The sequence below is a fragment of the Stutzerimonas chloritidismutans genome, assembly GCF_051486945.1.
Classification (GTDB): Bacteria; Pseudomonadota; Gammaproteobacteria; order Pseudomonadales; family Pseudomonadaceae; genus Stutzerimonas; species Stutzerimonas chloritidismutans_B.
Window position 1 is genome coordinate 66,301 of the sequence record NZ_JAHVDX010000005.1, and the last position, 26,271, is coordinate 92,571.

Below are 26,271 nucleotides of genomic sequence, written 5' to 3' on the forward strand. Positions count from 1 at the left end.
CGGTCAGCAGCGGAACGTCTGAGTCGCCCGGTTGAGGTCGCCCGCCAGGCGCAGCATCTGCTCGCTCTGCTCCCGACCTTGGCTGATGTGTTCCAGGTTAGTGTCGCCTAACTGATGGATGCGCTCGCTATGCCCGCGAATCTCGCTCACGGCGTCGCCCTGCTGGGCGGTGGCTTGCGCGATCTGCGCGGCCATGTGTTCGATGCTGCCGATGGTCTCGACGATTCGCAGCAAGGCCTGGTCGGCAGTCTCGGCGAGCTCGGCGGTGCCGCGTGCATGATCGACCTGGACGCGCATGGCTGCTAGCGACTGGTGGGCCGCCTTCTGCAACGTGCCAATCAGCTGTTGAATCTCTTCGGTCGCGCCGCTGGTGCGCTGTGCCAGTGTTCGCACCTCGTCCGCTACCACGGCAAATCCGCGGCCCTGTTCGCCGGCCCGGGCTGCCTCGATGGCCGCGTTTAACGCAAGCAGGTTCGTCTGCTCGGCAATGGCCCGGATAACGGTCAGCACGCTGCCGATCGAGCTGGTCTCGTTGGCCAGGCGTTCAATGGCGACGGCGTTGTCCTCTACCTCATCGACCAGCCCACGCAGGCCGGCCAGGCTCTGGCTGATCACCTGCTGTCCATGCGCGACGGCGCTGCTTGCCGCCTGCCCGGCTTCCGCGGTTTGTCCAGCGCCGTTGGCTACGTCCTGGATAGTCGCTTCGAGTTCGGCCAGTGAATCTCGAATCTGTGCCGTGTCTTCGGTCTGGCGACTCGCGCCCTGATGCAGGTTGCTGCTCATCAACGCCAGGTTGTGGCTGCTCTGGCTGACTTCTTCGGCGTGTTCGCGCAGCGTGCCGACCAGCCCCAGCAGGTAGCCGCGCAACTGGTTGAGCGAGGTCGCGATATCGATCAGTTCCGGTGTGTTCGAGCGAAGCGCGACGTGTTGACTGAAGTCGCCCTTTGCCCAGGATGAGAGCGCCGGGACCAATTGGCCGAGCGCCTGCGTGAGACGCCGCTGCAGTTGGTCGATGGCCAGGGCGATCAGCAGGATCAACGCGATGATGGTCCCCTGGATCAAACGCACCTCGAACTGGATCTGCCCATACTGGTCGCGGATTTCCGGCTCCAGCTTGCCCAGCGAATCCTGCAAACCGGCGATGCGCTCGGCACTGCTGGCTGCCAGTTCGCTGCGTTGGCGAATCAGGTCCCGGGTGCGCTGAAGCTCGGCGGGGTATCGCTTGAGCAAGCTCGACAGTTCCCGTTTGAAGGCGACCCCCTCGTCCTCGCTGCTGTCTGCCGCCTCGCTGTCCAAGTCGAGTATTGCGGCAAACGCGCTTGCACCGGAACGCTGTTCGGTGACCACGCCTAGCAGCGGCAGCGATCCAATTCGCTCCACTTCCTGGGTAAGCCCTGCCAGGGCTTGTTCGACTTCCGATGCCAATTCATCGCGGCCGCTGGATACCAGCTTGGCGCGGGCATGGCTTAGGCGTAGCAGGTGGCGGCTGGCTTCGAACAGCGGGAGTTGATAACTCGAAGCAGCCAGCGCTGAGCTTTTGCCGACATACCGTTGGAGCTGCTCGAGATTGCCTGCCAGCTCGCGCTCGGCCTGTAGTAGCAGGCCCTGAGGATCGCCTGCGAGCTTACCGGCGGCCAGCAGTTCGCCTGCGGTGAACTGGCGCAGCGCCTCGAGGCTTGGCCGCACTTGCTCGGCGAACGCGGGCGGTAGCCCTTCGATTTCGCTGGCCAGGGCGTCCAGTGATTGAACAGCCGCGTTATGACGCAGCGTATCGCCAGAGGCCAGGTAACCGCTGATGTTGCGCGCCACGTCGGTCTGAAATTGCTGCGACAGGTTGAGGTACTGCGCCATGAGCTGATAAGGACGGCTGAGCGCGCGTTCCGACCACCACAGGGTGAGGCCGAGCGCCAGGCAGATCGCCACGAGCAGCAGAGTATTGATGGTGGTGAGCGATTTAAGGCGCATTCCTGGCCTCCAGCTGGCGGGGAGGCTAGGACGGTATGGCTAAATGATGTCACTCATGTGACAGCGTCGAACCGTTCGACGCAATTTCGTCCACTCTTCTTGGCGCGGTACAGCGCTTCGTCCGCTTGCTGCGTCATGGCCTTGGTGTCTGCGCCGCTGCTCAGTTCGGTAATGCCGCAGCTGAATGTACACGTAAGGTCTGCCGGTTGGGCAGGGAAGCGTATCTCGGCAAAGCGCTGGCGAATGTCGTCGAGTACTTTCCAGGCGTCGCCGATCGCCGTGTCGGGCAGCACGACGGCGAACTCCTCACCACCGTAGCGACCGATGTGGTCGGTCTTGCGCAGGCGCTGCTTGAGGAACAAAGCCAGGCTCTTGATGACCCGGTCGCCCATCGGATGCCCGTAGGTGTCGTTGACCCGCTTGAAGTGATCGATGTCGATCATGGCAAAGCACAGCGATTGGCCGTCGCGCCGCGAGCGGGCACAAGCGTCCTCCAGCAGCTGCAGGCTGTGGGTGTGGTTGTAAAGACCGGTGAGGCTGTCGCGTACGATCCGGGCCTTGAGGTTGCGTGCCCGCTCGGCGCGGGTGCGTACCGTAGCGATCAAGTGGCTGGGCTTGATCGGCTTAGTAAGGAAGTCATCGCCGCCCTCGTTCATAGCGTCGAGCTGCTTGTCCAGGTCATCCTCGGCCGAGAGGTAGATGATCGGCACGCTGACATACCGCTCGTGCTGGCGGATCACCTTGGCTAGCTCGGTACCCATGCAGTCGGGCATGTACATGTCGAGAATGATCAGGTCCGGCTGGAACTCGGCGAGATGGTTGATCGCCTGGATGGGGTCATTGAGGGTTCGGGTAATGATGCCGGCGTTGTTCAGCACGCGCTCGGTGTGGGTGGCCTGGGCACGGGAGTCATCGATGATGAGGACGCGAAAGGGCTCGTAGTGCGCCGTGCGGGTGAAAATCTCGATCCGCTCGAGCAGGCTCGAGGCATCCAGGCTGCCGGTGAAGAAGTCCAGCCCGCCCGCGCGAACCGCGGCAAGGCGCATCGGTGTATCGGTGTCGCTGTGGCTGAAGAATAGGATCGGTAGCTTTTCCTCGAGGCCTTGCTGAATGCGCTCGACCATCTTCAACCCCTCACCCGTCCCGTTAAAGTCGACATCCATGACGATCGCGGCGGGGTGGCGCTCATGCATGGCGGCGAGGAACTGACGGTCGTCGACGAATGCCTGTGCCGTCATGCTGAAGAACTCCAGCTGACGAACCACATGCAGGGCGCGTTCATGGTTGTCCAACGCGATATAGACGGGCTTGCTCAGCGGCGGCACGTAGGCTGACTGCCCGCGCGGGTCGCCATGGCGCAGGCCGGTGCGGGCCAGGCGGTAGACCAATTGGCTGAGGGTCGAAATGGTGTCGCTCGACAGCCGGCCGCGGTTGTCGCGAATGTCGCCTAGGCACTCCTCGATGCTCAGGGCGAGCAGTCGATGTTCGTTCTGGTCGAAGCGTTCGGCGAAGCGTCGCAGCCGCTGATTGGCTTCGCTCAGGGCGCTGCGATAGGCCTCGTTCCATTCACCACGCTGCAGTTGTTGCCAGACTTCCAGCACTTCACGGGCTTGATGGATCACCCGTTGCGCGAAATGTTGCTTGAGATTTTCCTGGTCCGACATTCCCGGTTTTTCCTGGCCGATGCGACTGACCTGTCGAGGCGCGATGGTGGCTGCATGCTACCACCTCGTCCGCGTGACGATGATGCCGCTTTGGCGCGCTGGTTCTCATTGTGCGTTAGTGCCTGGCTCCCTGCGTTATAGTGGCTCGCCGATCGCAACGCTTCACGCAGACCGGCGGTCGAACCTCTGAAAACGAGAGAAGGACATTGCTCATGTTGGATTGGAAAAACCGTCTTGGCCGCTCCGGCTCGTCGGGAAACAGCGCGACGGCGGACAGGGCGGGGCGCAATTCGCTGTGGCTGGCCCTGGCCGCGGTGGTTGGTGTCTATCTGCTGGTTTCGCTGATTCTCGGTTGGTACTGGAGTCGCGAGCCGGATCGTTTCCCGGTTCAGCAGCACGTTCGACAGGCCGCGGACGCGGCACAGCGACAGATTGCCAATGGTTACACGACGGTCGAAACGCTCAAGCAGGTCGCCAGCACTTTGCTCGATAAACCGGGCGGCTACCTGACCAACGATATCGCCCCGCCCGGCCTCTGGCTGGACAACATGCCGGCCTGGGAATATGGCGTGCTGGTGCAGGTGCGCGATCTTAGCCGCGCGTTGCGCAAGGACTTTGCGCGCTCGCAGTCGCAGTCCACTGAGGACTCCGATCTGTCGAAGGCCGAGCCGCTGTTCAACTTCGATAACCGCAGTTGGGCGTTGCCGGCCAGCGAAGCTGAATACCGCAATGGCATCCGGTTTCTCGACCGCTATCTGGCGCGCCTCAGCGACCCAGCGCCGAAAGCCCAGTTCTATGCCCGCGCGGATAATTTGAACAATTGGCTGGGCGACGTGGGAACACGGCTGGGGTCGTTGTCGCAGCGGCTATCCGCCAGTGTTGGCCGGGTGCGCCTGGACGCGAAGCTGGCGCCCGAACTACAGGCACAAGGCGTAGCGCCGGAAGTAGAAGAGGAGCGCGTTGAAACGGCCTGGTTGCAGATCGACAACGTGTTCTACGAGGCTCGTGGCCAGGCGTGGGCGCTGTCGCATCTGCTGCGGGCGGTGGAGGTCGATTTCGCCGACGTGCTGGCGAAGAAGAATGCTACGGTCAGCGTCCGCCAAATCATTCGTGAGCTCGAAGCGGCGCAGGAGCCGCTGTGGAGTCCGATGGTCCTAAACGGCAGCGGTTACGGCGTGCTGGCGAATCATTCGTTGGTAATGGCCAACTACATTTCGCGGGCGAACGCGGCGATCATCGATCTGCGCAACCTGCTGTCCCAAGGGTAACGTTGCTGGTTGCGCAGCTGGAGGGGGCAGGGCGTCTCCGGGCGCTCAAGTCCGCCTCCAGTTTCCGTCAATCCAGCCCAAGCTTTTTCAAACGATAGCGCATCGAGCGGAACGACAGCCCGAGGCGCTGCGCTGCGGCCGTCCGGTTCCAGCGCGTCTCCTCGAGTGCTTGCATGATCAGCTTGCGCTCGACCTCTTCCAGGTGATCTTCGAGGTTATCGATCTGGGCAAGGCTCGCCTCACCACCGTCGCCCATCCCGGGCGCGTCGGCCAGGCGCAGGTCGGCGGCTTTGATCTGGTCGTCTTCGCACAGCGTATAGGCGCGTTCGAGCATGTTCTCCAGCTCGCGCACATTGCCGGGGAACCGGTAGCTCTGCAGTTTGGCCAGGGCGTCGGGATGCAGCCGCGCTGGCGTGTCGCCACATTCCTGCGCGAGCCGCTTCAGCATGGTATCGGCCAGCTGCGCAATGTCTTCGCGGCGTTCACGTAGCGGTGGCACGCGTAGTTCGATGACATTGAGGCGGTAATACAGATCCTGGCGAAAGCGGCCAGCGCTGACTTCAGCCGCCAGGTCTTTGTGAGTGGCGCACAGGATACGTACGTCCACCACCACTTCCTTTGCTCCCCCCACGGCGCGCACCGCTTTTTCCTGGATAGCGCGCAGCAGCTTGACCTGCATGGGGAGCGGCAGGTCCGCCACCTCGTCGAGAAACAGCGTGCCGCCATTGGCTGCCTGGAACAAGCCGAGCTTGTCCTCTATGGCGCCGGTGAAACTGCCTTTCTTGTGCCCGAAGAACTCGCTTTCCATGAGCTCAGATGGGATTGCGCCACAGTTGACCGGCACGAAGGGCTGCTCGTTGCGCGGGCCCTGTTCGTGGATCAGGCGTGCCACCAGCTCCTTGCCGCTGCCTGACTCGCCGCTGATGTAGACCGGCGCCTGGCTGCGTGCCAACTTGCCGATCTGCTTGCGCAGCTGGTTCATCGGCGGTGAGGAACCGAGTAAGCGGCTGTCGACGGTCAGGTCGTTGGGGTTGGGTGCGCGCAGGCGCAGGGCGGTGTTGACCAATTCGCGCAGCCGACCGAGGTCCACCGGCTTGGTGAGAAAGTCGAACGCGCCTGCCTTGAGCGCGCCTATGGCAGTGTCCAGGCTGCCATAGGCCGTGATCATGGCCACTGGTAACTGCGGGTATTTCTGCTGAATGTGTTGCACCAGCTCCAGGCCGCTGCCATCAGGCAGCCGCATGTCGGTCAGGCAGAGGTCATAGTGCTCGCGCGCCAGGCATTCGCGTGCTTCCTTGAGATTGCGTGCGCTGCGGGTATCGAGCTTCATGCGTCCGAGGGTGATTTCCAGCAGCTCCCGGATGTCTGGTTCGTCGTCGATGATCAGGGCTTTCTGCCGGGCGGTCATGGTCTCGTTCTTTCTTCTGCGACGGGTAGGGCGGCTTGCAATGGTAACGCCCTAGCTGGCGCTTTGTACCCCGCCCCTGATCGTTGTGTGACTTGCTGCCAGCTCCAGCTGGATCAGGCCAGCTTGCGCGGGTGCGCGAACACGATCCGGAAGCAGCTGCCGCCTTCCTCCCGTTCACGATAGTCCAGGCGCGCCTGATTGCTCTCGCACAGCTCCCGCGAAATGTAGAGGCCGAGACCGGTGCCCTTGCTTTCGGTGGTGAAGAAGGGTTCGAAAATGTTCTGGACCTGCTCGGCCGGGACGCCCGGGCCATCGTCGAGCACTTCCAGTACGGGCAGGTCGCTGGCCTCGTCACGGAACAGGCGCAGCCAGACCTGGGCCTCGTCGTGCCGCTGTGCGCTGTAGCGCAGGCCATTCTGGACCAGGTTAGTGAGCACCTGAACCAGCTGGTTGGGATCCATGCGGGTTTGCAGGGAGCTACCCTGGGTTTCCACATGGACGCTCTGGCGCGGTGGCAAGCTGGTGCGAAATTCGCTTGCGAACCGGTGCGTCCAGTATTTCAGATCGAGTAGTTGTGGTTCGGCCTGGCGTCGTCGCGACAGTTGCAAGACGTTTTCGATGACCAGGTTCATCCGCCTCGAGTGGTCCTGAATGATCTGGGCGAGACGCATGTCCGGCCCGTCCAGCGCATCGGATTCTTGCAGCAGCTGCGCCGCGTGGCTGATTGCGCCGAGTGGGTTGCGGATTTCGTGCGCGATGCTTGCCGTGAGCCGGCCCAACGAGGCGAGCTTGAGCTGCTGCGCCTTTTGCGCAATCTGGGAGATGTCTTCCAGGAAGACGAGGGTGTCTTGCGTGACGCCGTGTTGCAGGCTCGCGAAGCTGGGCTGCAGGGTCACGCCGTTGGGGGTGGCCTTGAAGTTACTCGGGCGCAGGGTTGGATTGTCACGCCAGCGCTGGAGTGCCTTGAGTAGTTCAGGGCAGCGCGGTGCCAGACGCTCGCCAGTCAGCTCGGTCTGGCCTAACAGCTCGAGCGCGCCCTGGTTGGCCAGCAGGACGCGGTCTTGTGGTCCCAGCACGATGATGCCGGTTCGCATGCGCTGCAGAATCTGGGCATTGAGTGCCTCGAGGTTGGCGACCTCCTCGGCGCGCTGGCGGGCCAGGCTTTCACTATCCTGCAGGCGCCGAGTCAGCCCTTGGACTAGCAGGGCGGCGGCAAAGCACAAGGTGCCAAGCGCGGCGGCCTGGACGTATTGGCTGCTGGCCTCGGGGTTGGCCAGGCTGAGATAGAACGTCAGGTAGATGAGTCCGGTCGCAGCCACTGCTGCAATGAGGAAACCTAGTCGCCCGCGCAGCAGGACGTTGGCAATCGCAACCGCCACGATCAATAGGTTGCCGATGCCGCTGGGTGTGCCGCCCGCGAAATAAAACAGGGCGGACAACAGGCTGACGTCCAGCACAGCCAGTGCCAGCACGGCCATTTCCCGCTTGGGGTTCTGTAGCAACACCGCAGCCAGGATATTCAGGATCAGGTAGATCCAGGCCCCCTGGGTAAAAGCCTGTGGATTGCTCATGCGCATCAGGTCGTTGTGCAGGTCGCTGCTGACGAGCAGAACCAGCACCAGCCCGATCGTGACGCGATAAAGATGGTAGAGACGCAGAATGCGGCGGCCTTGCGAGCTCAGGAACGTCAGGCGTTCAGTTCCCACCGGGCTTGCCGCTCTGTTGTAGGTGGGCCTGGCTGCAGAACCATTGGTCATTGTTCTGCAGGGCCTGATCCTGAGGCACGTGCACGCCACAGTTCGCGCAACGGACCATCAAACCGGCCTGCCTGGGCTGCTTGGCGGAACGCGTGCTGGCGCTTTTCTTCAGACGCCGCCATAGCCAGAACGCTGCGGCGATCAGGATGATCCAGAACAACAGGCGGAACAGACCCATATCGGTACTTCCTGGCTAGGCCGTGGGCAGGGCTGTCATCCGGACAGCCCGGGTAGCGGTTTCGGGCCGAAATTCAATCGAACAGGCCGAAGGTCAGGTAGCTCCACCAGGAGCGGCCGTCGTCGCGCTCCTCGCCGGCCTCGGCTTCCGCTTCGGCCTCGCGCAACACCGGCCGCAGTTCGTCCGGCAGATCCTTGGCGGCGGCTTCGTATTGGCGCACCACGTCGAGGTTCGACTGTGTGGTATCGGGCGAGGCATTCTCCGTCTCGATCAGGCCCAGGGTGGCACGTGACAGCCAGCTGCGGTTATCCGATTCTTGCTCGCGCGGCACGAACTGCCCCTCTTCCAGGCTGGGGTGGTCCGGGTAATTGAGCTTGAGCGTTTCGAGGCTGGTGTTGGCCAGCTCGTCGAGATCGAGATGCTGATAGGCCTCGGTCATGACAGCCAGGCCATCGCCGACGGCCGGTGTGCCCTGGAAGTTCTCCACCACGTACCGTCCGCGATTGGCGGCCGCGACGTATGCCTGGCGACGCAAGTAGTAATCGGCAACGTGTATTTCATTAGCGGCGAGCAGGTTGCGCAGGTAGACCATGCGTGCCTTGGCGTCGGGTGCGTAGCGGCTGTTCGGGTAGCGGCTGGTCAGCTGGGCGAATTCGTTGAAGGAATCGCGGGCGGCACCCGGGTCGCGCTTGGTCATGTCCAGCGGCAGGAAGCGCGCCAGCAGGCCGCGGTCCTGGTCGAACGAGGCGAGGCCCTTGAGGTAGTAGGCATAGTCGACATTGGGGTGTTGCGGATGCAGGCGGATGAAGCGTTCGGCCGATGATCGGGCCGCTTCCGGCTCGCTGTTGCGGTAGTAGGCGTAGATCAGTTCCAGCTGAGCCTGTTCGGCGAACCGGCCGAAGGGGTATCGGGATTCGAGCGCCTTCAGCTTGTTGATGGCACTGGTGAAACTGCGGTCGTCCAGGTCAGCCTGTGCCTGCTGGTACAGTTCCGCTTCGCCGAGGTTCTCGCTGATGGTTTCCTTGGAGGAGCAGGCAGCGGTAAGGGCAAATATGGCGATCAGCAGCAGGTGTTTCACTTGCATGGCGGCTTGCGTCCCTGTGACGGCTGGCTGTCTCGCGCGGAGCCGTCCTGTTATGATGGGCGCCCCGGCGGGCCAGGGCAAAGACGCCGTATTTAAACACAAGCGTGTTGCCGAAACCAAAGGCTCGCCCTCTGCCGCCTGAGGCGGATCCGAAAGCCGCCAACCTCGTTTGCCTAACCGCTGCCGCACCTTGCGAGTACCGTGTGCAGGCGATACGCGCGCCGTCCCGGCCGCTCAACTCTTCACGAAGCGCTCAAGTTATGTCGACGATTTCCAGCCAGGCCATCCATCTCCGTGCCGAAGTACCTTTCGAGCTGGGGGGGCAGCGTCTCGACCAAGTGGCTGCGCAACTCTTCTCCGAGCATTCGCGGTCAAGACTTGCAGCCTGGATCAAAGACGGGATGTTGACCGTCGACGGCGCCTCGCTGCGCCCGCGTGATCCGGTACATGCGGGTGCCGTACTCGAGCTTTCTGCCGAACAGCAGGCGCAGGGTGAATGGGTAGCGCAGGACATCCCCCTCGATATCGTCTTCGAAGACGAGCAAATCCTGGTGCTGAACAAGCCGGCAGGCCTTGTCGTTCATCCCGCTGCAGGGCATGCCGATGGCACGTTGCTCAATGCGCTGCTGCACCATGTCCCCGAATTGGTCAACGTACCGCGGGCCGGCATCGTACACCGGCTGGACAAGGACACCACCGGGCTGATGGTCGTGGCGAAGACGCTGCAAGCGCAGACTCGCCTGGTCGAGCAGTTGCAAGCGCGCAGTGTCAGCCGCATTTATGAGGCCATCGTGATCGGCGTGGTTATCAGTGGCGGCACCGTCGATGCGCCGATTGGTCGCCATGGGCAGCAGCGGCAGCGTATGGCCGTGACCGACAGCGGCAAGCCGGCGGTCAGCCATTACCGAGTCCTTGAACGCTTTCGTTCGCACACACATGTGCGCGTCAAGCTGGAAACCGGGCGGACTCACCAGATTCGCGTGCACATGTCCCACATCGGCTTTCCGCTCGTGGGCGATCCGCTCTACAGCGGGCGGTTCCGCATACCGCCGGCGGCCAACCCGACGATGGTGCAGACCCTGCGTGATTTTCCCCGGCAGGCGCTGCATGCGCGCTTCCTTGAGCTCGACCACCCTGTGACCGGGCAGCGCATGAAATGGGAGTCGCCGCTCTCCGATGATTTCGTCTGGCTGTTGAGCCTGTTGCAGCAGGACCGTGAGGCGTTCGTCGGATGACGCATTGGCCGCAAGAGTGGCTTGTCCCCAAGTGGCCTGCGCCTCGAAATGTTCGCGCCTGCGTGACCACTCGCCAGGGTGGGGTCAGTCTCGCGCCGTTCGATGCGTTCAATCTGGGCGATCACGTCGGGGATGATCCGCTGGCCGTTGCCGCCAACCGGCAGCGTCTGCATGTCACATTGGGCTGCCTGCCCGCTTGGCTCAAGCAGACCCATTCGACGATCGTGACGCTGGCGAGTGAGGCGGGTCGTCCGCAGGCTGACGCAAGCTGGACCGATGTCGCGGGGCTCGCCTGTGCAGTGCTCACTGCCGATTGCCTGCCGGTACTGTTCTGCGATCGCGATGGACATCGCGTGGCTGCGGCTCATGCTGGCTGGCGTGGGTTGGCGGGTGGCATCCTGGAACACACTGTGGCCGAGTTGGACGTCGCACCGGATCGCCTGATGGCCTGGCTCGGGCCTGCCATCGGGCCGGCTTCTTTCGAGGTGGGGGGCGAGGTGCGCGAGGCCTTCGTGACGAGCCATGCTGCAGCCTCGAAGGCTTTCGTGCCCAGCCGCAACCCTGGCCGCTACATGGCCGACCTCTATCATCTGGCACGCATCCGCCTGGCTGCCTGTGGCGTGACCGACGTCTATGGCGGCGGTTTCTGCACCTTTCAGGATCCGCGCTTCTACTCCTACCGCCGTGAATCGCATACCGGGCGCTTCGCCAGCTTGATCTGGCTCGACTGAATCGGCGGCGTCCTACGCTGCTTGCCGCAATGCTGTGCCGATGACGTGCGTCAATGCGGCGCGACTTGAATCTCCAACAATCAACCTCATCTAACTTCCCATCTCGCAGGCTTTCTTTCGAGGTGCGGTTCAGTGCGCCGGCCTGTTTTACTCGTAAAGGTGACCCCATGCGTATCGACCGTCTGACCAGCAAGTTGCAACTTGCGCTTTCCGACGCCCAGTCCATTGCCGTCGGCCTCGACCATGCCTCGATCGAGCCGCTTCATTTGATGCAGGCCCTGCTCGATCAGCAGGGTGGTTCGATCAAACCGCTGCTGATGCAAGTCGGCTTCGACATCAACGGCCTGCGCCAGGCGCTGACCAAGGAACTGGACCAGCTGCCGAAGCTGCAGAACCCCACCGGCGACATGAACATGTCCCAGGAGCTGGCGCGATTGCTCAATCAGGCTGATCGCCTTGCCCAGCAGAAGGGCGACCAGTACATCTCCAGCGAGCTCGTCCTGCTCGCTTCGCTTGACGGCAACACCCGTCTGGGCAAGCTCCTGCTCGCACAGGGCGTGAGCAAGAAGGCGCTGGAGAATGCCATCAACAACTTGCGCGGCGGGGCCGCCGTCAATGACCCCAACGCCGAAGAGTCGCGTCAGGCGCTGGATAAATACACCGTCGACATGACGCGTCGTGCCGAAGAGGGCAAGCTCGATCCGGTGATCGGGCGTGACGACGAGATTCGCCGGACTATCCAGGTCCTGCAGCGGCGGACCAAGAACAACCCCGTGCTGATCGGCGAGCCGGGCGTGGGCAAGACCGCCATCGTCGAAGGGCTGGCGCAGCGCATCGTTAATGGTGAAGTGCCAGACGGGCTCAAGGACAAGCGCTTACTGGCGCTGGACATGGGCGCGCTGATCGCCGGCGCCAAGTTCCGAGGCGAATTCGAAGAGCGACTCAAGGCCGTGCTCAACGAGCTGTCGAAGCAGGAGGGCCGTGTGATCCTGTTCATCGACGAGCTCCACACCATGGTCGGAGCCGGCAAGGCTGAGGGTGCCATGGACGCGGGCAATATGCTCAAGCCCGCGCTGGCTCGCGGCGAGCTGCACTGTGTTGGCGCCACCACGCTCGACGAGTACCGCCAGTACATCGAGAAGGACGCCGCCCTTGAGCGCCGCTTCCAGCGGGTGCAGGTCGACGAGCCCAGTGAAGAAGACACCATTGCCATCCTGCGGGGCTTGAAAGAGCGCTACGAAGTGCACCACGGAGTCAGCATCACCGACGGCGCGATCATTGCGGCCGCTAAGCTGTCGCACCGCTACATCACCGATCGCCAGCTCCCGGATAAGGCGATCGATCTGATTGATGAGGCCGCCAGCCGCATTCGTATGGAAATCGACTCCAAGCCCGAGGAGCTCGACCGCCTCGAGCGACGGCTGATCCAGCTGAAGATCGAGCGCGAGGCGCTAAAGAACGAAGATGACGAGGCGACCCGCAAGCGCTTGGCCAAGCTGGACGACGACATTGCCAAGCTCGAGCGTGACTACGCTGACCTGGAGGAAATCTGGAAGTCGGAAAAGGCCGAAGTACAGGGCTCAGCGCAGATGCAGCAGAAGATCGAGCAGGCCAAGGCCGATCTCGAGGCAGCGCGCCGCAAGGGCGACCTGGCGCGCATGGCCGAACTGCAGTACGGCATCATTCCCGACCTGGAGCGCAGCCTGCAAATGGTCGACCAGCACGGTAAGTCTGAGAATCAGCTGCTGCGCAACCGAGTGACGGATGAAGAAATCGCCGAGGTCGTCTCCAAGTGGACTGGCATCCCAGTCTCGAAAATGCTCGAAGGCGAGCGCGAGAAGTTGCTGAAAATGGAGGACCTGCTGCATCAGCGGGTGATCGGTCAGCACGAGGCGGTCGTGTCCGTCGCCAACGCGGTGCGCCGCTCTCGCGCAGGCCTGGCCGACCCGAACCGGCCAAGCGGCTCCTTCCTGTTCCTTGGCCCCACCGGCGTAGGCAAGACCGAGCTGTGCAAGGCCCTCGCCGAATTCCTCTTCGATACTGAGGAGGCGATGATTCGCATCGACATGTCCGAGTTCATGGAAAAGCATTCCGTGGCCCGCCTGATCGGTGCTCCGCCCGGCTACGTCGGTTTCGAGGAGGGTGGCTACCTGACCGAGGCCGTGCGTCGCAAGCCCTATTCAGTGGTGCTGCTCGACGAAGTGGAAAAAGCTCACCCGGACGTGTTCAACATACTGCTGCAAGTACTCGAGGACGGCCGCCTGACGGACAGCCACGGGCGCACCGTGGATTTCCGCAATACCGTCGTGGTGATGACCTCCAACCTCGGCTCCTCACAAATTCAGGAGCTGGTCGGCGACCCGGACGCCCAGCGCGCGGCTGTCATGGATGCGGTGAGTAGCCACTTCCGTCCCGAGTTCATCAACCGGATCGACGAGGTGGTGGTGTTCGATCCGCTCGCCCGCGATCAGATTGCCGGGATTGCAAAGATCCAGCTCGCCCGGTTGCGTCAGCGGCTGGCCGAGCGGGACCTAAGCTTGGAACTGTCGGATGAGGCCATGGACAAGCTGGTTGCCGTTGGCTACGACCCGGTGTACGGCGCGCGGCCGCTCAAGCGAGCTATCCAACGCTGGATTGAGAACCCATTGGCGCAACGGATCCTCTCGGGCGCCTTTGAGCCGGGTACGACAATCTCAGGCAGGGTCGAGGCGGGTGAACTGGTGTTTGGCTGAAGGCGACCGCATTCGATCTCCGATCAGCCAGTGTGCGCGGCGCTGGGCGTCTGCCCAGTGCCCAGGTCGCCGCAAGGCATTGTCACGAATCGCATTTTTTCTGTTGACAGGCGCTTCGATAACCGTAAAATGGCGCGCCTCTGAAGGGCGTTTGCAGTAGCTCGGCCCGGATGAGATGGAAGACTCAGTTCCGCGATAGCTCAGTCGGTAGAGCAAATGACTGTTAATCATTGGGTCCCTGGTTCGAGTCCAGGTCGCGGAGCCAACTTCCCTGTCGGGGTATAGCGCAGTCCGGTAGCGCGCCTGCTTTGGGAGCAGGATGTCGGGAGTTCGAATCCCCCTACCCCGACCATTTTTGGGTCGTTAGCTCAGTTGGTAGAGCAGTTGGCTTTTAACCAATTGGTCGTAGGTTCGAATCCTACACGACCCACCAAATTGCCTCAGAGAGGCTATGAAGCTGGAAGACCTATCGGTCTTCCAGCTTTTTTATTGCCCTGATTTTTGTTAAGGCCTCGTTGGTTGGCTGGCGCAGCCATCGCTTGGATGGTGCATCAGCCTCGCAACGAGTGCTCGCTAGTGAAGCTTCAGGCGTGGAACTGTGCTGGTGCTCAGCTTATCGCCGACCATCATCAGTGCCGTACGAGCCATGCCGTACAGGGCGATTTGGTGCATGCGGTACAGCGATATGTAGAACATTCGAGCCAGCCAGCCTTCCAGCATGACGTTGCCGGTAAGGTTGCCCATCAGGTTGCCCACCGCTGAGAAACTCGACAGCGAGATGAGCGAGCCGTAGTCCTTGTAGCGGTAACTAGGCAGGTTCTTGCCTTGCAGGCGTAGCGCGATGGATTTGGCCAGCAGCGATGCTTGCTGGTGCGCCGCTTGGGCCCGCGGGGGGACGTTGCGATCGCTGCCCGGCTGCGGGCAGGCCGCGCAGTCTCCAAAGGCGAAGATGTTTTCGTCGCGTGTCGTTTGCAGGGTGGGCTGCACCACCAGTTGATTTATACGGTTGGTTTCCAGTCCGTCGATGTCGCGAAGGAACGAGGGCGCGCGAATGCCGGCTGCCCACACCTTGAGGCTGGCGGGGACGAAGTTGCCGTCCTTGGTGTGGAGACCGTCGCCTGTCACTTCGCTGACGGCAGCATCGGTCAGTACAGTCACGCCCAGGTTGCGCAGCGTCTGGTGAACCGGCTGGCTGATGCGCTCCGGTAACGCCGGCAATACCCGTGGGCCCGCTTCGATCAGGGTGATGTGCACGTCTTCCGGTTTGATTCCATCCAGCCCGTACGCGGCCAGCTCGCGAGCCGCGTGATGGAGCTCTGCCGCCAGCTCCACCCCGGTCGCGCCAGCCCCGACGATCGCCATGTTGATCGTGCCGTTGCGCCCTTCGCTGGCGTGCGCGCGCATGTAGTGGCTCAGCAGGTTGCGGTGGAATCGCTCGGCCTGGTCCCGTGTGTCGAGAAAGATGCAATGCTCGGCGGCGCCTTGCGTGCCGAAGTCGTTAGTCGTACTGCCGACAGCGATCACCAGGGTGTCGTAATTCAGCGAGCGAGCCGGTACCAGCTCCACGCCATGGTCGTCATAGGAAGCTGCCAGGTGGACGCACCTCTCGGCGCGGTCCAGGCCGCACATCCGGCCCATCTGGAATTCGAAGTGATTCCACTTGGCCTGGGCGACATAATTGAGTTCGTCGGCGGACGAATTCAGGGAGCCGGCTGCGACTTCATGCAGCAGCGGTTTCCAGATATGGGTAAGGTTGGCGTCGATCAGCGTTACGCGGGCCTTGCCGCGCTTACCGAGCGTCTTGCCAAGGCGGGTGGCCAGTTCCAGGCCGCCGGCGCCGCCGCCAACGATAACGATGCGATGTGTCATGGGGTGAACTCATAAGGCTACGGAATCCGGGCGGGCGGGTGGGAGCGTAGATCGGCTCAGACCACCAGGCGGCTAAGGAGGCGGCTCAACAGGCCTAGGCCGATCACGACGAACAGGACCAGCAGAAGCAAAAGCCAAGGGCGAAATGGTTTTCGCTCGACCTGGTGTTGCGGGGCGCTGAGATAATGTTCAACGCGCTTCTGGTCTTCTGGTGACAGGCGGCTGGGCATGGGCACCTCGAAAGGAGATGCAGGCATTCTAGCGGTGCTTCGGCAAAAGCCAAGGGCCGCGATAGGTTGGAACATCTACGGTGTTGCCGGAGCGCTCGCTCCGGTAGGCTCAGCGGTTGCTGTTTTTAAGGCTGCGCAGATTGCCGATCACCGATTCGAGCGCACGATCAAAAAGGAGTGCGTCGTTGAGGAGGCGGATGGCGCCCCGGCGAAACTCGATAGCCAGGCCCATGCGTGTCTTCTCCAGCACCTTCATGCCGGTGCGGTTGACGAAGATGTATTTGCCGGTGGGCTTGATGATCGCGGCCAGCTTGCAGCGCAGCTTGTGCTCCTCATCTTCCTGGAACTCGACCCAGCTACCGACGCGCAGGTTGTCGACCTGACTCAGTGCGTCGTCATTGGCCTCCAGGTTGACCTCAGGCTCTTCCTCACGGCTCTCGCCCGGTGCCAGCAGGACAATTTCGTCAACGACCTCGACCATGGCTGGCGTGGGATCGTTAGTGGGCTCGACGAACTGCTCGTTCTTGGCGGGCTCGCTTTGCTCCGGTGCCAGGGCCTCGACGGGCTTTGGTGCAAACTGCTGGAGCGTCTGTACGTGTAGGGCTTCGAGTTGGGTAAAGAAGTCGCTTGTTGAAAAGGGGTCAAAAGCAGCGCTGACCAGGCCTTCGCGAAGGTTCTTCAGCAGGCTGGGTACAACCTCCAGCAGTCGAGCCCGGGAGGCGGGATCGTCATGCGGGGTCACGCTCCAAATCAAGTCATCCATCGTCGCCAAGGCGTCCTGCCACTGCTGCGACCCGGTCCCGTACTTCAGGCAGGTCAATAGCAGGACTTTGCTCCAGGCTTCCTGCAGCAGCCGGACAACCACTTCCGGTAGGGTCTTGCCGAGCAAGCGCTGGTTTAGGGCGTGCTCGACTTCCTGGCGAGCCATCTCGGCCTTGGCGCGGCCTTCTTCGGCATCGCGGGTGCGTTGCTCGAGCAATTCGCTGCGGCGGCGTTCATCGCCGGTAAAGGCGAGGAAGTCGGCGAGCAGCTCGGAAAAAATCGAAGGGTCATCGACGAAGTCATTGAGCAGGCGCGAGACCACCTGTTCGATCTTCTGGTAAAGGCTGTCGCGCTGGGCTTCGTCCTGATCACCCCAACCCATCGAGGCCGACGCGATTTCGTTGAGCAGGCGTCTGGCTGGGTGGCTGCCGCGGCTGAAAAACGTCTTGTCCAGCACCGCAACTTTCAGCACGGGAATCTGCAGGCGCCCAATGAGTGCCTTCAGCGAGTCAGGTAGGGTCCGATCATCAAGGATGAATTCGAACAGCATCGACACGAGGTTGATGACATCCTCGTCGACTTCTCCAACCACGCGCGACTTGCCACTCTTGGCGCTGACGCGATGGAGCAGTTGTTCGAGCTGAGCCTGCAGGTCGAAATCGTCGATCTGCTGAGGTGCGCGGGCCTGCATATGCGACAGCAGCCGCATCAGGTCATTGCTGGAAATCGGAATCGCATCGCTTGGTACGTTGCGCGCGGGTAGGGCGCTGCCGCGAAGTTCGGAGAGCAGCGCGTGTAACGTGCTGAAGGCTTCCTGGTAGCCTTCGTCGGCATGGCCTGTCGCGGTACCCGCCTGCGGTGCAGGGGCAGCGGAGCTTGCCGGGGCATGGCCGGTGCGCGTCTGAGTACGACGGGGCTGTGCCGATTGCAGTTCGGGAAGTACGCCGGCTGCGACCAGCGTCTGGTTGGACTCGGCGTATAGCTGGTCGAGGTCGGTGAGCACGTAACGCTCGAACAGCTTGAGGATGATCAGCTTGACCTTGATGTCGACGCTCAGGCAGCGGCACGCCTCGAGAAAGAACTCGCAGAGCTGTTGTGGCCCGAGCGGGTTGCTCTTGTCGTCGAGCTTGCGACTGACCAGTGCATTCATGCGCGTAGTCAGGTGGCTCAGTGGTTGCGTCGCACGATTCATCACCTTGGTGACCATGGTGTCGACGGCGACCGACTCTTCCAGTTCGTCGTTTTGCACCAGAGCCAGGCTTTCAAACGAAGCCTCCGGTTCAGTGGGCTTGCCGATTTCGTACTGGTTGAGCTTGGAAAAGGACTCGAAGATCTGCTGGAGAAAGCCGCGCTCGATACTGCGGCGCTTCATGCGCAACTCGCGCATGGCCTCGAAGAAAGCGTTCTGCTCCGCGTTGCTGGTGGCGCGGTCGGCTATTTCGAAGAGTGAATCGTCAGCGTTGTCGAACAGGGTTTGCAGCGCCAGGCGTAGCTGCTGGGCAGCCTTGTCGCGCACACTGATGAGTGCGACAGGTAATCGACCTGCCGGTGAGGTCGGCTTTTGCTCAGGGGCAGCCTTCAGGTGCACCACTTTCGCATCGGTTCGCATCGAAACTCTCCGGTCGCCTGCTGGGGCGCTTCCATCGCGTAGCATGCCGTTGATATGAAGGTAGGGCAACGGCTGCGAGCGTCTGGCGTTAATCGCCATTTTCGTGGCGTCAATTTATGACGGCATTATATGCATCCTGTTCGGTAGCCTAGCCCGGATTTCTCTTGGACATGACCCAGCTCACAGATACTCCCGGCTTTTCCTACGGGCGGTCGTCCCGCCGTTACCGAGCGGCTGCAGCACGTGCTCCGGTCTGCTTTATCGCCTGGCTACGCCGTATACTTTCGCCCAATTTGAAGGGAGCCTGTCGTGACCAATCTCACTCTTGCGGATCTCGGTGCCGAGGTCGAAAGCAATGTTCGTCGTGCCCTGGCCGAGGATGTTGGAACCGGTGATATCACTGCGCTATTGATACCGGCGGAGCGGCTTGCCCATGCTTCGGTCATTACGCGGGAAGCGGCTGTCATCAGCGGTACGGCGTGGGTCGACGCAGTCTTTCGCCAGCTCGACCCAAGAGTTGCGGTGCACTGGCAAGTCGCCGACGGGCAGCGGGTCGCCGCGAACAGCGTACTGTTCCACTTGGAGGGGCCGGCTCGCGCATTGCTGAGTGGCGAGCGTACAGCGCTGAACTTCCTGCAGACGCTATCCGGTGTGGCGACGCGCTGCCAGCATTACGCGGATTTGGTCGAGGGCACCGGCGTGCGCTTGCTCGATACCCGCAAGACCATCCCGGGGTTGCGTATGGCTTTGAAGTACGCCGTGACTTGTGGGGGCTGCCACAACCACAGAATCGGCCTATACGACGCCTTCCTGATCAAGGAGAACCACATCGCTGCCTGCGGTGGCATTGCCGCTGCGGTCGAGGCTGCGCGCCGGATCGCCCCAGGCAAGCCAGTCGAGGTGGAAGTAGAAAGCCTCGATGAGCTGGCGCAGGCGCTGCAAGCCGGCGCGGATATCGTCATGCTTGACGAGCTCAGCCTCGACGACATGCGCCGTGCCGTGCAGATGACCGGAGCACAGGCCAAGCTCGAAGCTTCGGGTGGGATCAGTGACGAGACCTTGCGAGCCGTGGCCGAAACGGGTGTCGATTACATTTCGATCGGGGCGCTGACCAAGCATGTGCAGGCCATCGACCTGTCCATGCGGTTGAAGCAGTAGACGCGTGCGGCACGCGGCGAGCGCGCGCCGGCGAGGTTTTCAGTGGCGGCTCTTGAGGCCAAAGTTCTCGTTGAGCATGCCCGGTGCGTCGGCGTCCTTCGGGGCGTAGTCCTTGGGCGGCTCGGTGAAGGCGGGTGAGTTCAGGCGCTCACGGTGCGTGTGGGTGTCTTGGCTGTGCAGGGCGGCAAGCAGGCGCTGGCGGGTCTGTTCGTCGAGCGCGAGCTTGTCAGCGCCTTCGGACAGATGGTCCTGCATATCTTGATAACTATTGGTGAGTTTTCGTAGCAGGCTGGCCGTCGTATTGAAATGGCTCACCACTTCGCTCTGGTAGGTGTCCAGCCGTTCCTGCAGTTCATCCACCTGACGCTGCGTGCTGTTCGGCGCACTGTTACGGGCTATCAGGTAACCGATAGCGATGCCGGCAATCACGCCGACGATGGGGAGCAACCAGGTCGCGAGGGTCTGTTCCACGAGTCCTTCCTCTATATAAACGGCTGTGCTGATCAGGCCATGGAAAGCGCAAACGCTGTCAGGCGAACAAGGCGACCGGCGCTGTAGAGCGCCTGGGCCCGCTGTGCCATCGTCTTTGCGGTGGTCTTTCCACGGCTTGATACGTTAACGTCTCGTACCTGCCCTGTATACCGTGACGCGTGTTTTGCGGTCCCAGGCAGCCCTAGCGAGACGAGCCTATCCCTCCCAAGGTCACGGAGCCATTCCTGTTGAAACGCGAAAACCCCATCACCCTCGAGGGCCCGGCCGGGGCGCTGGAAGCTCTTCATTTCGAGCAGCCTCAAGCACGAGGCCTTGCGCTGATTTGCCATCCCAATCCGGTCAAGGGTGGCACCATGCTCAACAAGGTCGTTAGCACGTTGCAGCGCACGGCACGCGATGCTGGCTATGACACGCTGCGCTTCAATTTCCGCGGCGTTGGTGCCAGCGCCGGCAGCCACGACATGCAGATGGGCGAGGTCGAAGATGCCGAAGCAGCGCTGGCGTGGCTTCGGGCACAGCAGCCAGGCTTGCCGGTGACTCTGCTCGGCTTTTCCTTCGGCGGATTCGTTGCCGCAGCGTTGGCGGGGCGGATGGAAGCACGGGGGGAATCGTTGGACCGGTTGTTCATGGTCGCGCCGGCCGTGTCGCGTCTCGACGGGCTGCCGCTGGCCGAGCGCTGCGCGCTGACCATCATTCAGCCGGATGACGACGAGGTCGTCGATCCGGCCTCGGTGCATGCATTTTCTGCAGCGATCGCGCGCCCCCACGAGTTGCTGAAGGTGGCAGAATGCGGCCACTTTTTTCACGGCAAGCTGGTGGACCTCAAGGAGTTGGTTGCGCCGCGCCTGGATTGATCCGGCTGGCCACCCAAGACACGAGACTTTGATATGAAAACCCGAATTCTGACCGGTATCACCACCACCGGCACCCCGCACCTGGGCAACTACGCAGGAGCTATCCGCCCGGCGATCGTCGCCAGTCGCGATGCCAATGCCGATTCGTTCTATTTCCTTGCCGATTACCATGCGCTGATCAAGTGCGACGATCCTCGGCGTATCCAGCAGTCACGGCTCGAGATTGCAGCGACCTGGCTGGCCAGTGGCCTCGATGCCGAGCGCGTGACCTTCTATCGGCAGTCCGACATCCCCGAGATTCCAGAGTTGACCTGGCTGCTGACCTGCGTCGCGGCCAAGGGGCTGCTGAACCGCGCTCACGCCTACAAGGCGTCCGTCGATCGTAACCTCGAGCTTGGCGAAGACCCCGATGCCGGCGTCACCATGGGGCTGTTCAGCTATCCGGTGCTGATGGCTGCGGACATCCTCATGTTCAACGCGCACAAGGTGCCGGTCGGACGCGACCAGATCCAGCACGTCGAGATGGCCCGGGACATCGGCCAGCGTTTCAACCACTTGTTCGGTAATGGCAAGGAGTTGTTCGCCGCGCCCGAGGCGTTGATCGAGGAAAGCGTGGCGACGCTTCCGGGGCTCGACGGACGCAAGATGTCCAAGAGCTACGACAACACCATCCCGCTGTTCGCCAGTGCCAAAGAGCTGAAGAGTACGATTGCGCGCATCGTTACCGACTCGCGGCTGCCCGGCGAGCCGAAAGACCCGGACGACGCCCACCTGTTCACCCTCTACCAGGCGTTCGCTACACCAACGCAGCTGGCCGAGTTCCGTGCCGATCTGCTGGGCGGGCTCGCCTGGGGCGAGGCCAAGCAACGCTTGTTCGAGCTGCTCGATGCCGAGTTGAGCGCGCCACGTGAGCGTTATCACGCGCTGATGAGCAGGCCGGGTGACCTGGAGGATATTCTTCAGGCCGGTGCCGCCAAGGCGCGCAAGGTGGCGACACCTTTCCTGGCTGAGCTGCGCGAGGCGGTGGGGCTGCGTAACTTCCGCAGCGCAGTACAGAGCGCCGCGCCCATCAAGAAGAAAGCCGGCAAGACTGCCCGTTTTGCCAGCTTCCGCGACGACGACGGCCGCTTCCGCTTCCGCTTCTTCGCGGCCGATGGCGAGCAGCTGCTGCTGTCACGCCCGTTCGATGACCCCAAGGCTATCGGCCAGGTCACCCAGACGCTGGTAGCGCAACGTGTCGATGCGTTGGAACTCCGTGCTGACGAAAACGATCAATTCACGTTGTGGCTCGACGGCACCTGCATCGCCGACAGCCCGGCCTACCGCGATGAAGTGGCGCTTGAGGCAGCCATGTTGCGCTTGCGCCAGGCTTTGGCGACGCTGGCCGAGTGATACCCGGAGCGCGGTCCACCCAGTCCAGCGGTGGATCGCGTGCATCGAAGGACTACCGAGGCGCTGTGATTGAACGATCTGCGTAAATTGCCAACGACCGAGGGCGCGGCTACAGTGTCGGCCCCGTTTCACTACCCAGACCCCGCCATGACCCCTCTCGAGCGCTATCAGGCTGACCTGAAACGTCCTGATTTCTTCCATGATGCTGCGCAGGAAAATGCCGTCCGCCACTTACAGCGTCTCTACGACGACTTGGTCGCCGATGAGCGCGGTAAATCAGGCCTGCTCGGCAAGCTGTTCGGCAAGAAACAGGAGCCGATCAAGGGTTTGTATTTCTGGGGTGGCGTCGGGCGCGGCAAGACCTACCTGGTCGATACCTTCTTCGATGCGTTGCCTTTCGAGCAGAAGACTCGAACGCACTTCCACCGCTTCATGAAGCGCGTCCACGAAGAAATGAAGACGCTTAAAGGCGAAAAGAACCCGCTGACCATCATTGGCAAACGGTTCGCCGACGAGTCGAGGGTGATCTGCTTCGATGAGTTCTTCGTCTCCGATATCACCGACGCGATGATCCTCGCGACGTTGCTCGAGGAGCTGTTCAAAAACGGCGTGAGCCTTGTGGCGACGTCCAACATCGTGCCGGACGGCCTGTACAAGGATGGCCTTCAGCGGGCGCGCTTCCTGCCAGCAATCGAGTTGCTGAAGAAGCACACCGAAATCGTCAACGTCGACAGCGGCATCGACTACCGCCTGCGCGCGTTGGAGCAGGCCGAGCTCTATCACTTCCCGCTCGACGCCGAGGCCGAGCAGAGCCTGGAAAAGAGCTTCCGCAGCCTGTTGCCGGAGAAGTGCAAGATTCAGGAAAACGAAGCACTGATGATCGAGAACCGCGAGATCATGGCGCGCAAGGTCGCCTGCGGCGTGGCGTGGTTCGAGTTCCGTGCCCTGTGCGACGGCCCGCGCAGCCAGAACGATTACATCGAACTGGGCAAGATCTTCGATGCCGTGCTGGTTTCGAATATCGAACAGATGAACGTGGCCAAGGACGACATGGCGCGTCGCTTCATCAACATGGTCGACGAGTTCTACGACCGTAACGTCAAGCTGATTCTCTCGGCTGAAGTAGAGCTGAAAGACCTCTATGCCGGCGGGCGGCTGGAATTCGAATTCCAACGCACGTTGAGCCGCCTTTTGGAAATGCAGTCGCACGAGTACTTGTCGCGGCCACACAAGCCCTGACTGGTGCTGGGGCTTGAGGGCCGGACGCCGCGAGTCGCACCTTCTTCAGGCCCTCCAGTCCTCACGGCTAAATGCGATGGGCAAAGGCTGGACAGCGCTCGTCCAGCCTCGATGCCTCAGCCATTCTTCAACCGGTACTGCTGCCGATATTGGTTCGGCGACAGCTCGGTGTGCTGGCGGAACAGGCGAGCGAAGAAGCTCGCATCGTCGTAGCCAACTTCATAACTGACGGTCTTGATGCTCTTGCGCGTGGTGGAGAGCAGGCTCTTCGCCGTCTCGATCCTCAGCCGTTGCAGATAATGCAGCGGCTTGTCGCCTGTCGCGCTCTGAAAGCGCCGCATGAAGTTGCGGATGCTCATGCCGTGCTCTCTCGCAACGTCCTCGAAGCGGAATTTCTCCGCGAAATGTTCCTCTAGCCATTCCTGGATCTGCAGCACGCGTGTATCCAGGTGCAGTTTCTGCCCGCCGAAGCCGATGCGGCCGGGGCTATAGCTGCGCTGCACTTCGAACAGGATGTCGCGCGCCATCCCTTGGGCAATGCTGGCCCCGCAGTAGCGCTCCACCAGATGCATGTAAAGGTCGCAGGCCGACGTCGTGCCGCCGGCCGTGTAGAGATTGTCGCTGTCGGTCAGGTGACGCTCTGGCGTGAACTGAACCTGCGGGAAGCGCGCAGTGAATTCGTTGGCGAAGCGCCAGTGCGTCGTTGCCTCGCGATCATCGAGCAGCCCGGCATGAGCCATCCAGAACACCCCGGTGGCCTCGCCGCAAATGGCACTGCCAGCCTGGTGGCGGGATTTCAGCCAGGGCGTGACCTCGGGATAGCGCTGGCTCAACGCATCGAAATCGCCCCAGAACGCCGGCAGGATGACCGCGTCGGTCGCTTCCAGCGCGCCGTCCACTTCGATCCGGGTGCCGCTGAAGGTTGCGACTGGCTGTCCGTCCGGACTGACCAATCGCGTCTCGAAGGCCGGCGCAAGGCCGAGCCCGCGTTGTTTGCCGGAGCGTAGGGCGGCCATGTGAAAGAAATCCTTCGCCTGCATGAGCGTCGAGGCGAAGACACCCTCGGTGGCTAGGATGCTGACGCGCTTCAAAGGTTGTGCGATAGGCATGGCTGAAGATCTGGCTGTTCTGTTTATTGTTATGAAGCGAAGCAGGGTGAATCTGCCGCGAACCGGCGGGAGCGTCTTATTTTTTTGCGCGGCTGTCCAGTCGCCTAAGGTCGTTAGCACGTTGAACCGCGCGCGCAGTCCCGCTTTCGAACGTAAACACTTTTCGGAGAATTGCCACGATGCCAGCCACACGCCGCTTCGTACGGCCCACCTTTGCCGACTGGGATGGCGATACTGCCGCCGCGCGACAAACACAGGTCCGGCTGGCGGCGCAGGTGACCCTTGAAGACGACTTCGAACCGCTGCGCTTGGTTGCCGGTGTCGATGTCGGCTTCGAGGAGGGAGGGCGTATCACGCGCGCCGCGGCCGTGTTGCTGGATGCCGAAACGCTGGAGGTACAGGCCCAGGCGCTGGCGCGTATTCCCACCCGCATGCCCTACATTCCCGGGTTGCTGTCGTTTCGTGAGTTGCCAGCCGTGCTGCAGGCACTAGAAGGGCTGGGCGACATTCCCGATCTGGTGTTCTCGGATGGACACGGCATCGCCCACCCGCGCGGCCTCGGGATCGCGGCGCACCTGGGCGTGATCACCGGCCTGCCCACCATCGGCGTGGCGAAAAAGATCCTCACCGGCGTGCATGATGATCTGGGTGAAACGCGAGGCGAGCGGACCGACCTGCGCGACAAGCAGGGCCGGGTGATCGGCACGGTGCTGCGCAGCAAGGACCGGGTACGCCCGCTGATCGTATCGCCGGGCCATCGCGTCAGCCTGAATACCGCGCCGGCGCTGGTGATGCGCTACGTGACCCGTTATCGCCTGCCGGAACCGACGCGTTTGGCCGACCGCCTGGCATCGCGGCGTGACGAAAAGCGCGGGGCAGCACCCGCCGGCTAGGCCCCGCGGTGCTTGCTCGCCAAGCCCGGCGGCGCTAGCCTGCTACGCCGCCCAATCGCAGGATCGCCGTCATGCAGCTGGACCAGGCCACAGGCTGGTGCCGAGGTGTACGTCATTGCCCATCGCCCAACTTCAATGGGCGGCCTGACGGTGAGATTTCCCTGCTCGTTATCCACAACATCAGCCTGCCGCCCGGCTGCTTCGGTACGGGCAAGGTGCAGGAGTTCTTTCAGAACCGGCTGCCGGTGGAAGAGCATCCGTTTTTTCAGGAAATCGCGAGCCTTCAGGTATCAGCGCATTTCCTCATCGAGCGTGATGGCGCTGTCACCCAGTTCGTGTCCTGCCTGGACCGCGCCTGGCACGCCGGCGTGTCGAACTTCTGCACGCGCGAAGGTTGTAATGACTTCTCCATTGGCATTGAGCTCGAAGGCACCGACGAAACGCCGTTCAGCGATGCGCAGTACGACTGCTTGATCAGCCTGTGTCGTCTGCTGCAGCAAGCCTATCCGGCGATCACCCCGGAGCGGGTCTGCGGGCACAGCGACATTGCCCCTGGCCGCAAGACCGACCCCGGCCCCGCATTCGACTGGCAGCGCCTGCGGGACGCGTCGATTGTCGCCTGACCGACACAAGGACACGAAA

Annotated in this window: 21 protein-coding genes and 3 tRNA genes; 13 read left to right on the forward strand and 11 right to left on the reverse strand. The window is 62.2% G+C overall.

Annotated elements, in window-relative coordinates; genetic code table 11:
• Window positions 1–3 precede the first annotated feature (3 nt).
• Together KXR72_RS18540 and KXR72_RS18545 are read right to left on the reverse strand one after the other, a co-directional pair.
• Window positions 4–1,965, reverse strand: a complete 1,962-nt coding sequence (locus tag KXR72_RS18540; RefSeq protein ID WP_437422571.1) for a methyl-accepting chemotaxis protein — start codon at window positions 1,963–1,965, stop codon at window positions 4–6.
• Window positions 1,966–2,018: 53 nt separating this feature from the next.
• Entirely contained in the window at window positions 2,019–3,629 is a 1,611-nt protein-coding gene (locus tag KXR72_RS18545; protein ID WP_437422572.1) for a diguanylate cyclase, read from the reverse strand.
• A 212-nt stretch (window positions 3,630–3,841) separates the two neighbouring features.
• Here KXR72_RS18545 and KXR72_RS18550 point away from each other — a divergent pair, with 212 nt between their 5' ends.
• Complete coding sequence (locus KXR72_RS18550; protein WP_437422573.1) at window positions 3,842–4,897, forward strand: DUF2333 family protein; 1,056 nt, start codon at window positions 3,842–3,844, stop codon at window positions 4,895–4,897.
• A gap of 67 nt (window positions 4,898–4,964) precedes the next feature.
• On the opposite strand, the gene KXR72_RS18555 is transcribed toward KXR72_RS18550, so the two are convergent.
• The 4 genes from KXR72_RS18555 to KXR72_RS18570 all read right to left on the reverse strand — a co-directional run bounded on the left by KXR72_RS18555 (window position 4,965) and on the right by KXR72_RS18570 (window position 9,324).
• Window positions 4,965–6,305, reverse strand: a complete 1,341-nt coding sequence (locus tag KXR72_RS18555; RefSeq protein ID WP_437422574.1) for a sigma-54-dependent transcriptional regulator — start codon at window positions 6,303–6,305, stop codon at window positions 4,965–4,967.
• Between the two features lie 113 nt (window positions 6,306–6,418).
• Entirely contained in the window at window positions 6,419–8,011 is a 1,593-nt protein-coding gene (locus tag KXR72_RS18560) for a sensor histidine kinase (protein ID WP_437422575.1), read from the reverse strand.
• Window positions 8,001–8,240: a PP0621 family protein gene (locus KXR72_RS18565; protein WP_437422576.1), complete on the reverse strand. Its 240-nt coding sequence runs from the start codon at window positions 8,238–8,240 to the stop codon at window positions 8,001–8,003. The genes KXR72_RS18560 and KXR72_RS18565 overlap by 11 nt, the downstream gene beginning before the upstream one ends.
• A gap of 73 nt (window positions 8,241–8,313) precedes the next feature.
• Window positions 8,314–9,324 carry an outer membrane protein assembly factor BamD gene (locus KXR72_RS18570; protein WP_437422577.1) on the reverse strand — a complete coding sequence of 337 codons (1,011 nt, stop codon included), beginning with the start codon at window positions 9,322–9,324 and terminating at the stop codon, window positions 8,314–8,316.
• Between the two features lie 260 nt (window positions 9,325–9,584).
• Here KXR72_RS18570 and rluD point away from each other — a divergent pair, with 260 nt between their 5' ends.
• From rluD to KXR72_RS18600, 6 genes are all read left to right on the forward strand, one after another.
• Complete coding sequence (gene rluD / locus KXR72_RS18575; RefSeq protein ID WP_437422578.1) at window positions 9,585–10,559, forward strand: 23S rRNA pseudouridine(1911/1915/1917) synthase RluD; 975 nt, start codon at window positions 9,585–9,587, stop codon at window positions 10,557–10,559.
• The gene (gene pgeF, locus KXR72_RS18580) at window positions 10,556–11,290 is read left to right on the forward strand and encodes a peptidoglycan editing factor PgeF (RefSeq protein ID WP_437422579.1); all 735 of its coding nucleotides are present in this window, start codon (window positions 10,556–10,558) and stop codon (window positions 11,288–11,290) included. The genes rluD and pgeF overlap by 4 nt, the downstream gene beginning before the upstream one ends.
• A gap of 167 nt (window positions 11,291–11,457) precedes the next feature.
• On the forward strand, window positions 11,458–14,022 hold the full coding sequence (gene clpB / locus KXR72_RS18585; RefSeq protein ID WP_437422580.1) for an ATP-dependent chaperone ClpB: 2,565 nt from the start codon (window positions 11,458–11,460) through the stop codon (window positions 14,020–14,022).
• A gap of 189 nt (window positions 14,023–14,211) precedes the next feature.
• A tRNA-Asn gene (locus tag KXR72_RS18590) sits at window positions 14,212–14,287 on the forward strand.
• A 10-nt stretch (window positions 14,288–14,297) separates the two neighbouring features.
• Window positions 14,298–14,374 (forward strand) — tRNA-Pro (locus KXR72_RS18595).
• A 5-nt stretch (window positions 14,375–14,379) separates the two neighbouring features.
• Window positions 14,380–14,455 (forward strand) — tRNA-Lys (locus tag KXR72_RS18600).
• 140 nt (window positions 14,456–14,595) lie between these two features.
• On the opposite strand, the gene KXR72_RS18605 is transcribed toward KXR72_RS18600, so the two are convergent.
• From KXR72_RS18605 to KXR72_RS18615, 3 genes are all read right to left on the reverse strand, one after another.
• Window positions 14,596–15,891 carry an NAD(P)/FAD-dependent oxidoreductase gene (locus tag KXR72_RS18605; protein ID WP_437422581.1) on the reverse strand — a complete coding sequence of 432 codons (1,296 nt, stop codon included), beginning with the start codon at window positions 15,889–15,891 and terminating at the stop codon, window positions 14,596–14,598.
• A 56-nt stretch (window positions 15,892–15,947) separates the two neighbouring features.
• Window positions 15,948–16,121 (reverse strand): DUF3094 family protein, encoded by a 174-nt coding sequence (locus KXR72_RS18610; protein ID WP_437422582.1) that lies wholly within the window; start codon window positions 16,119–16,121, stop codon window positions 15,948–15,950.
• Window positions 16,122–16,230: 109 nt separating this feature from the next.
• Window positions 16,231–18,492 carry a DUF1631 domain-containing protein gene (locus tag KXR72_RS18615; RefSeq protein WP_437422583.1) on the reverse strand — a complete coding sequence of 754 codons (2,262 nt, stop codon included), beginning with the start codon at window positions 18,490–18,492 and terminating at the stop codon, window positions 16,231–16,233.
• A 309-nt stretch (window positions 18,493–18,801) separates the two neighbouring features.
• Here KXR72_RS18615 and nadC point away from each other — a divergent pair, with 309 nt between their 5' ends.
• Window positions 18,802–19,650, forward strand: a complete 849-nt coding sequence (gene nadC, locus KXR72_RS18620) for a carboxylating nicotinate-nucleotide diphosphorylase (protein ID WP_437422584.1) — start codon at window positions 18,802–18,804, stop codon at window positions 19,648–19,650.
• Window positions 19,651–19,689: 39 nt separating this feature from the next.
• On the opposite strand, the gene KXR72_RS18625 is transcribed toward nadC, so the two are convergent.
• Window positions 19,690–20,121, reverse strand: coding sequence for a YhcB family protein (locus tag KXR72_RS18625; RefSeq protein ID WP_437422585.1), 432 nt, complete (start codon window positions 20,119–20,121; stop codon window positions 19,690–19,692).
• Window positions 20,122–20,366: 245 nt separating this feature from the next.
• Between KXR72_RS18625 and KXR72_RS18630 the strand changes: the two genes are divergently transcribed.
• The 3 genes from KXR72_RS18630 to zapE all read left to right on the forward strand — a co-directional run bounded on the left by KXR72_RS18630 (window position 20,367) and on the right by zapE (window position 23,627).
• Window positions 20,367–20,996 (forward strand): alpha/beta hydrolase, encoded by a 630-nt coding sequence (locus tag KXR72_RS18630; RefSeq protein ID WP_437422719.1) that lies wholly within the window; start codon window positions 20,367–20,369, stop codon window positions 20,994–20,996.
• A 33-nt stretch (window positions 20,997–21,029) separates the two neighbouring features.
• Window positions 21,030–22,388 (forward strand): tryptophan--tRNA ligase, encoded by a 1,359-nt coding sequence (locus KXR72_RS18635; RefSeq protein ID WP_437422586.1) that lies wholly within the window; start codon window positions 21,030–21,032, stop codon window positions 22,386–22,388.
• Between the two features lie 147 nt (window positions 22,389–22,535).
• On the forward strand, window positions 22,536–23,627 hold the full coding sequence (gene zapE / locus KXR72_RS18640; RefSeq protein WP_437422587.1) for a cell division protein ZapE: 1,092 nt from the start codon (window positions 22,536–22,538) through the stop codon (window positions 23,625–23,627).
• A gap of 116 nt (window positions 23,628–23,743) precedes the next feature.
• On the opposite strand, the gene KXR72_RS18645 is transcribed toward zapE, so the two are convergent.
• Window positions 23,744–24,736: a GlxA family transcriptional regulator gene (locus KXR72_RS18645; protein WP_437422588.1), complete on the reverse strand. Its 993-nt coding sequence runs from the start codon at window positions 24,734–24,736 to the stop codon at window positions 23,744–23,746.
• A gap of 179 nt (window positions 24,737–24,915) precedes the next feature.
• Here KXR72_RS18645 and nfi point away from each other — a divergent pair, with 179 nt between their 5' ends.
• Together nfi and ampD are read left to right on the forward strand one after the other, a co-directional pair.
• The gene (nfi, locus tag KXR72_RS18650; RefSeq protein WP_437422589.1) at window positions 24,916–25,629 is read left to right on the forward strand and encodes a deoxyribonuclease V; all 714 of its coding nucleotides are present in this window, start codon (window positions 24,916–24,918) and stop codon (window positions 25,627–25,629) included.
• 71 nt (window positions 25,630–25,700) lie between these two features.
• Window positions 25,701–26,252 (forward strand): 1,6-anhydro-N-acetylmuramyl-L-alanine amidase AmpD, encoded by a 552-nt coding sequence (ampD, locus tag KXR72_RS18655; protein ID WP_437422590.1) that lies wholly within the window; start codon window positions 25,701–25,703, stop codon window positions 26,250–26,252.
• Window positions 26,253–26,271: the final 19 nt, after the last annotated feature.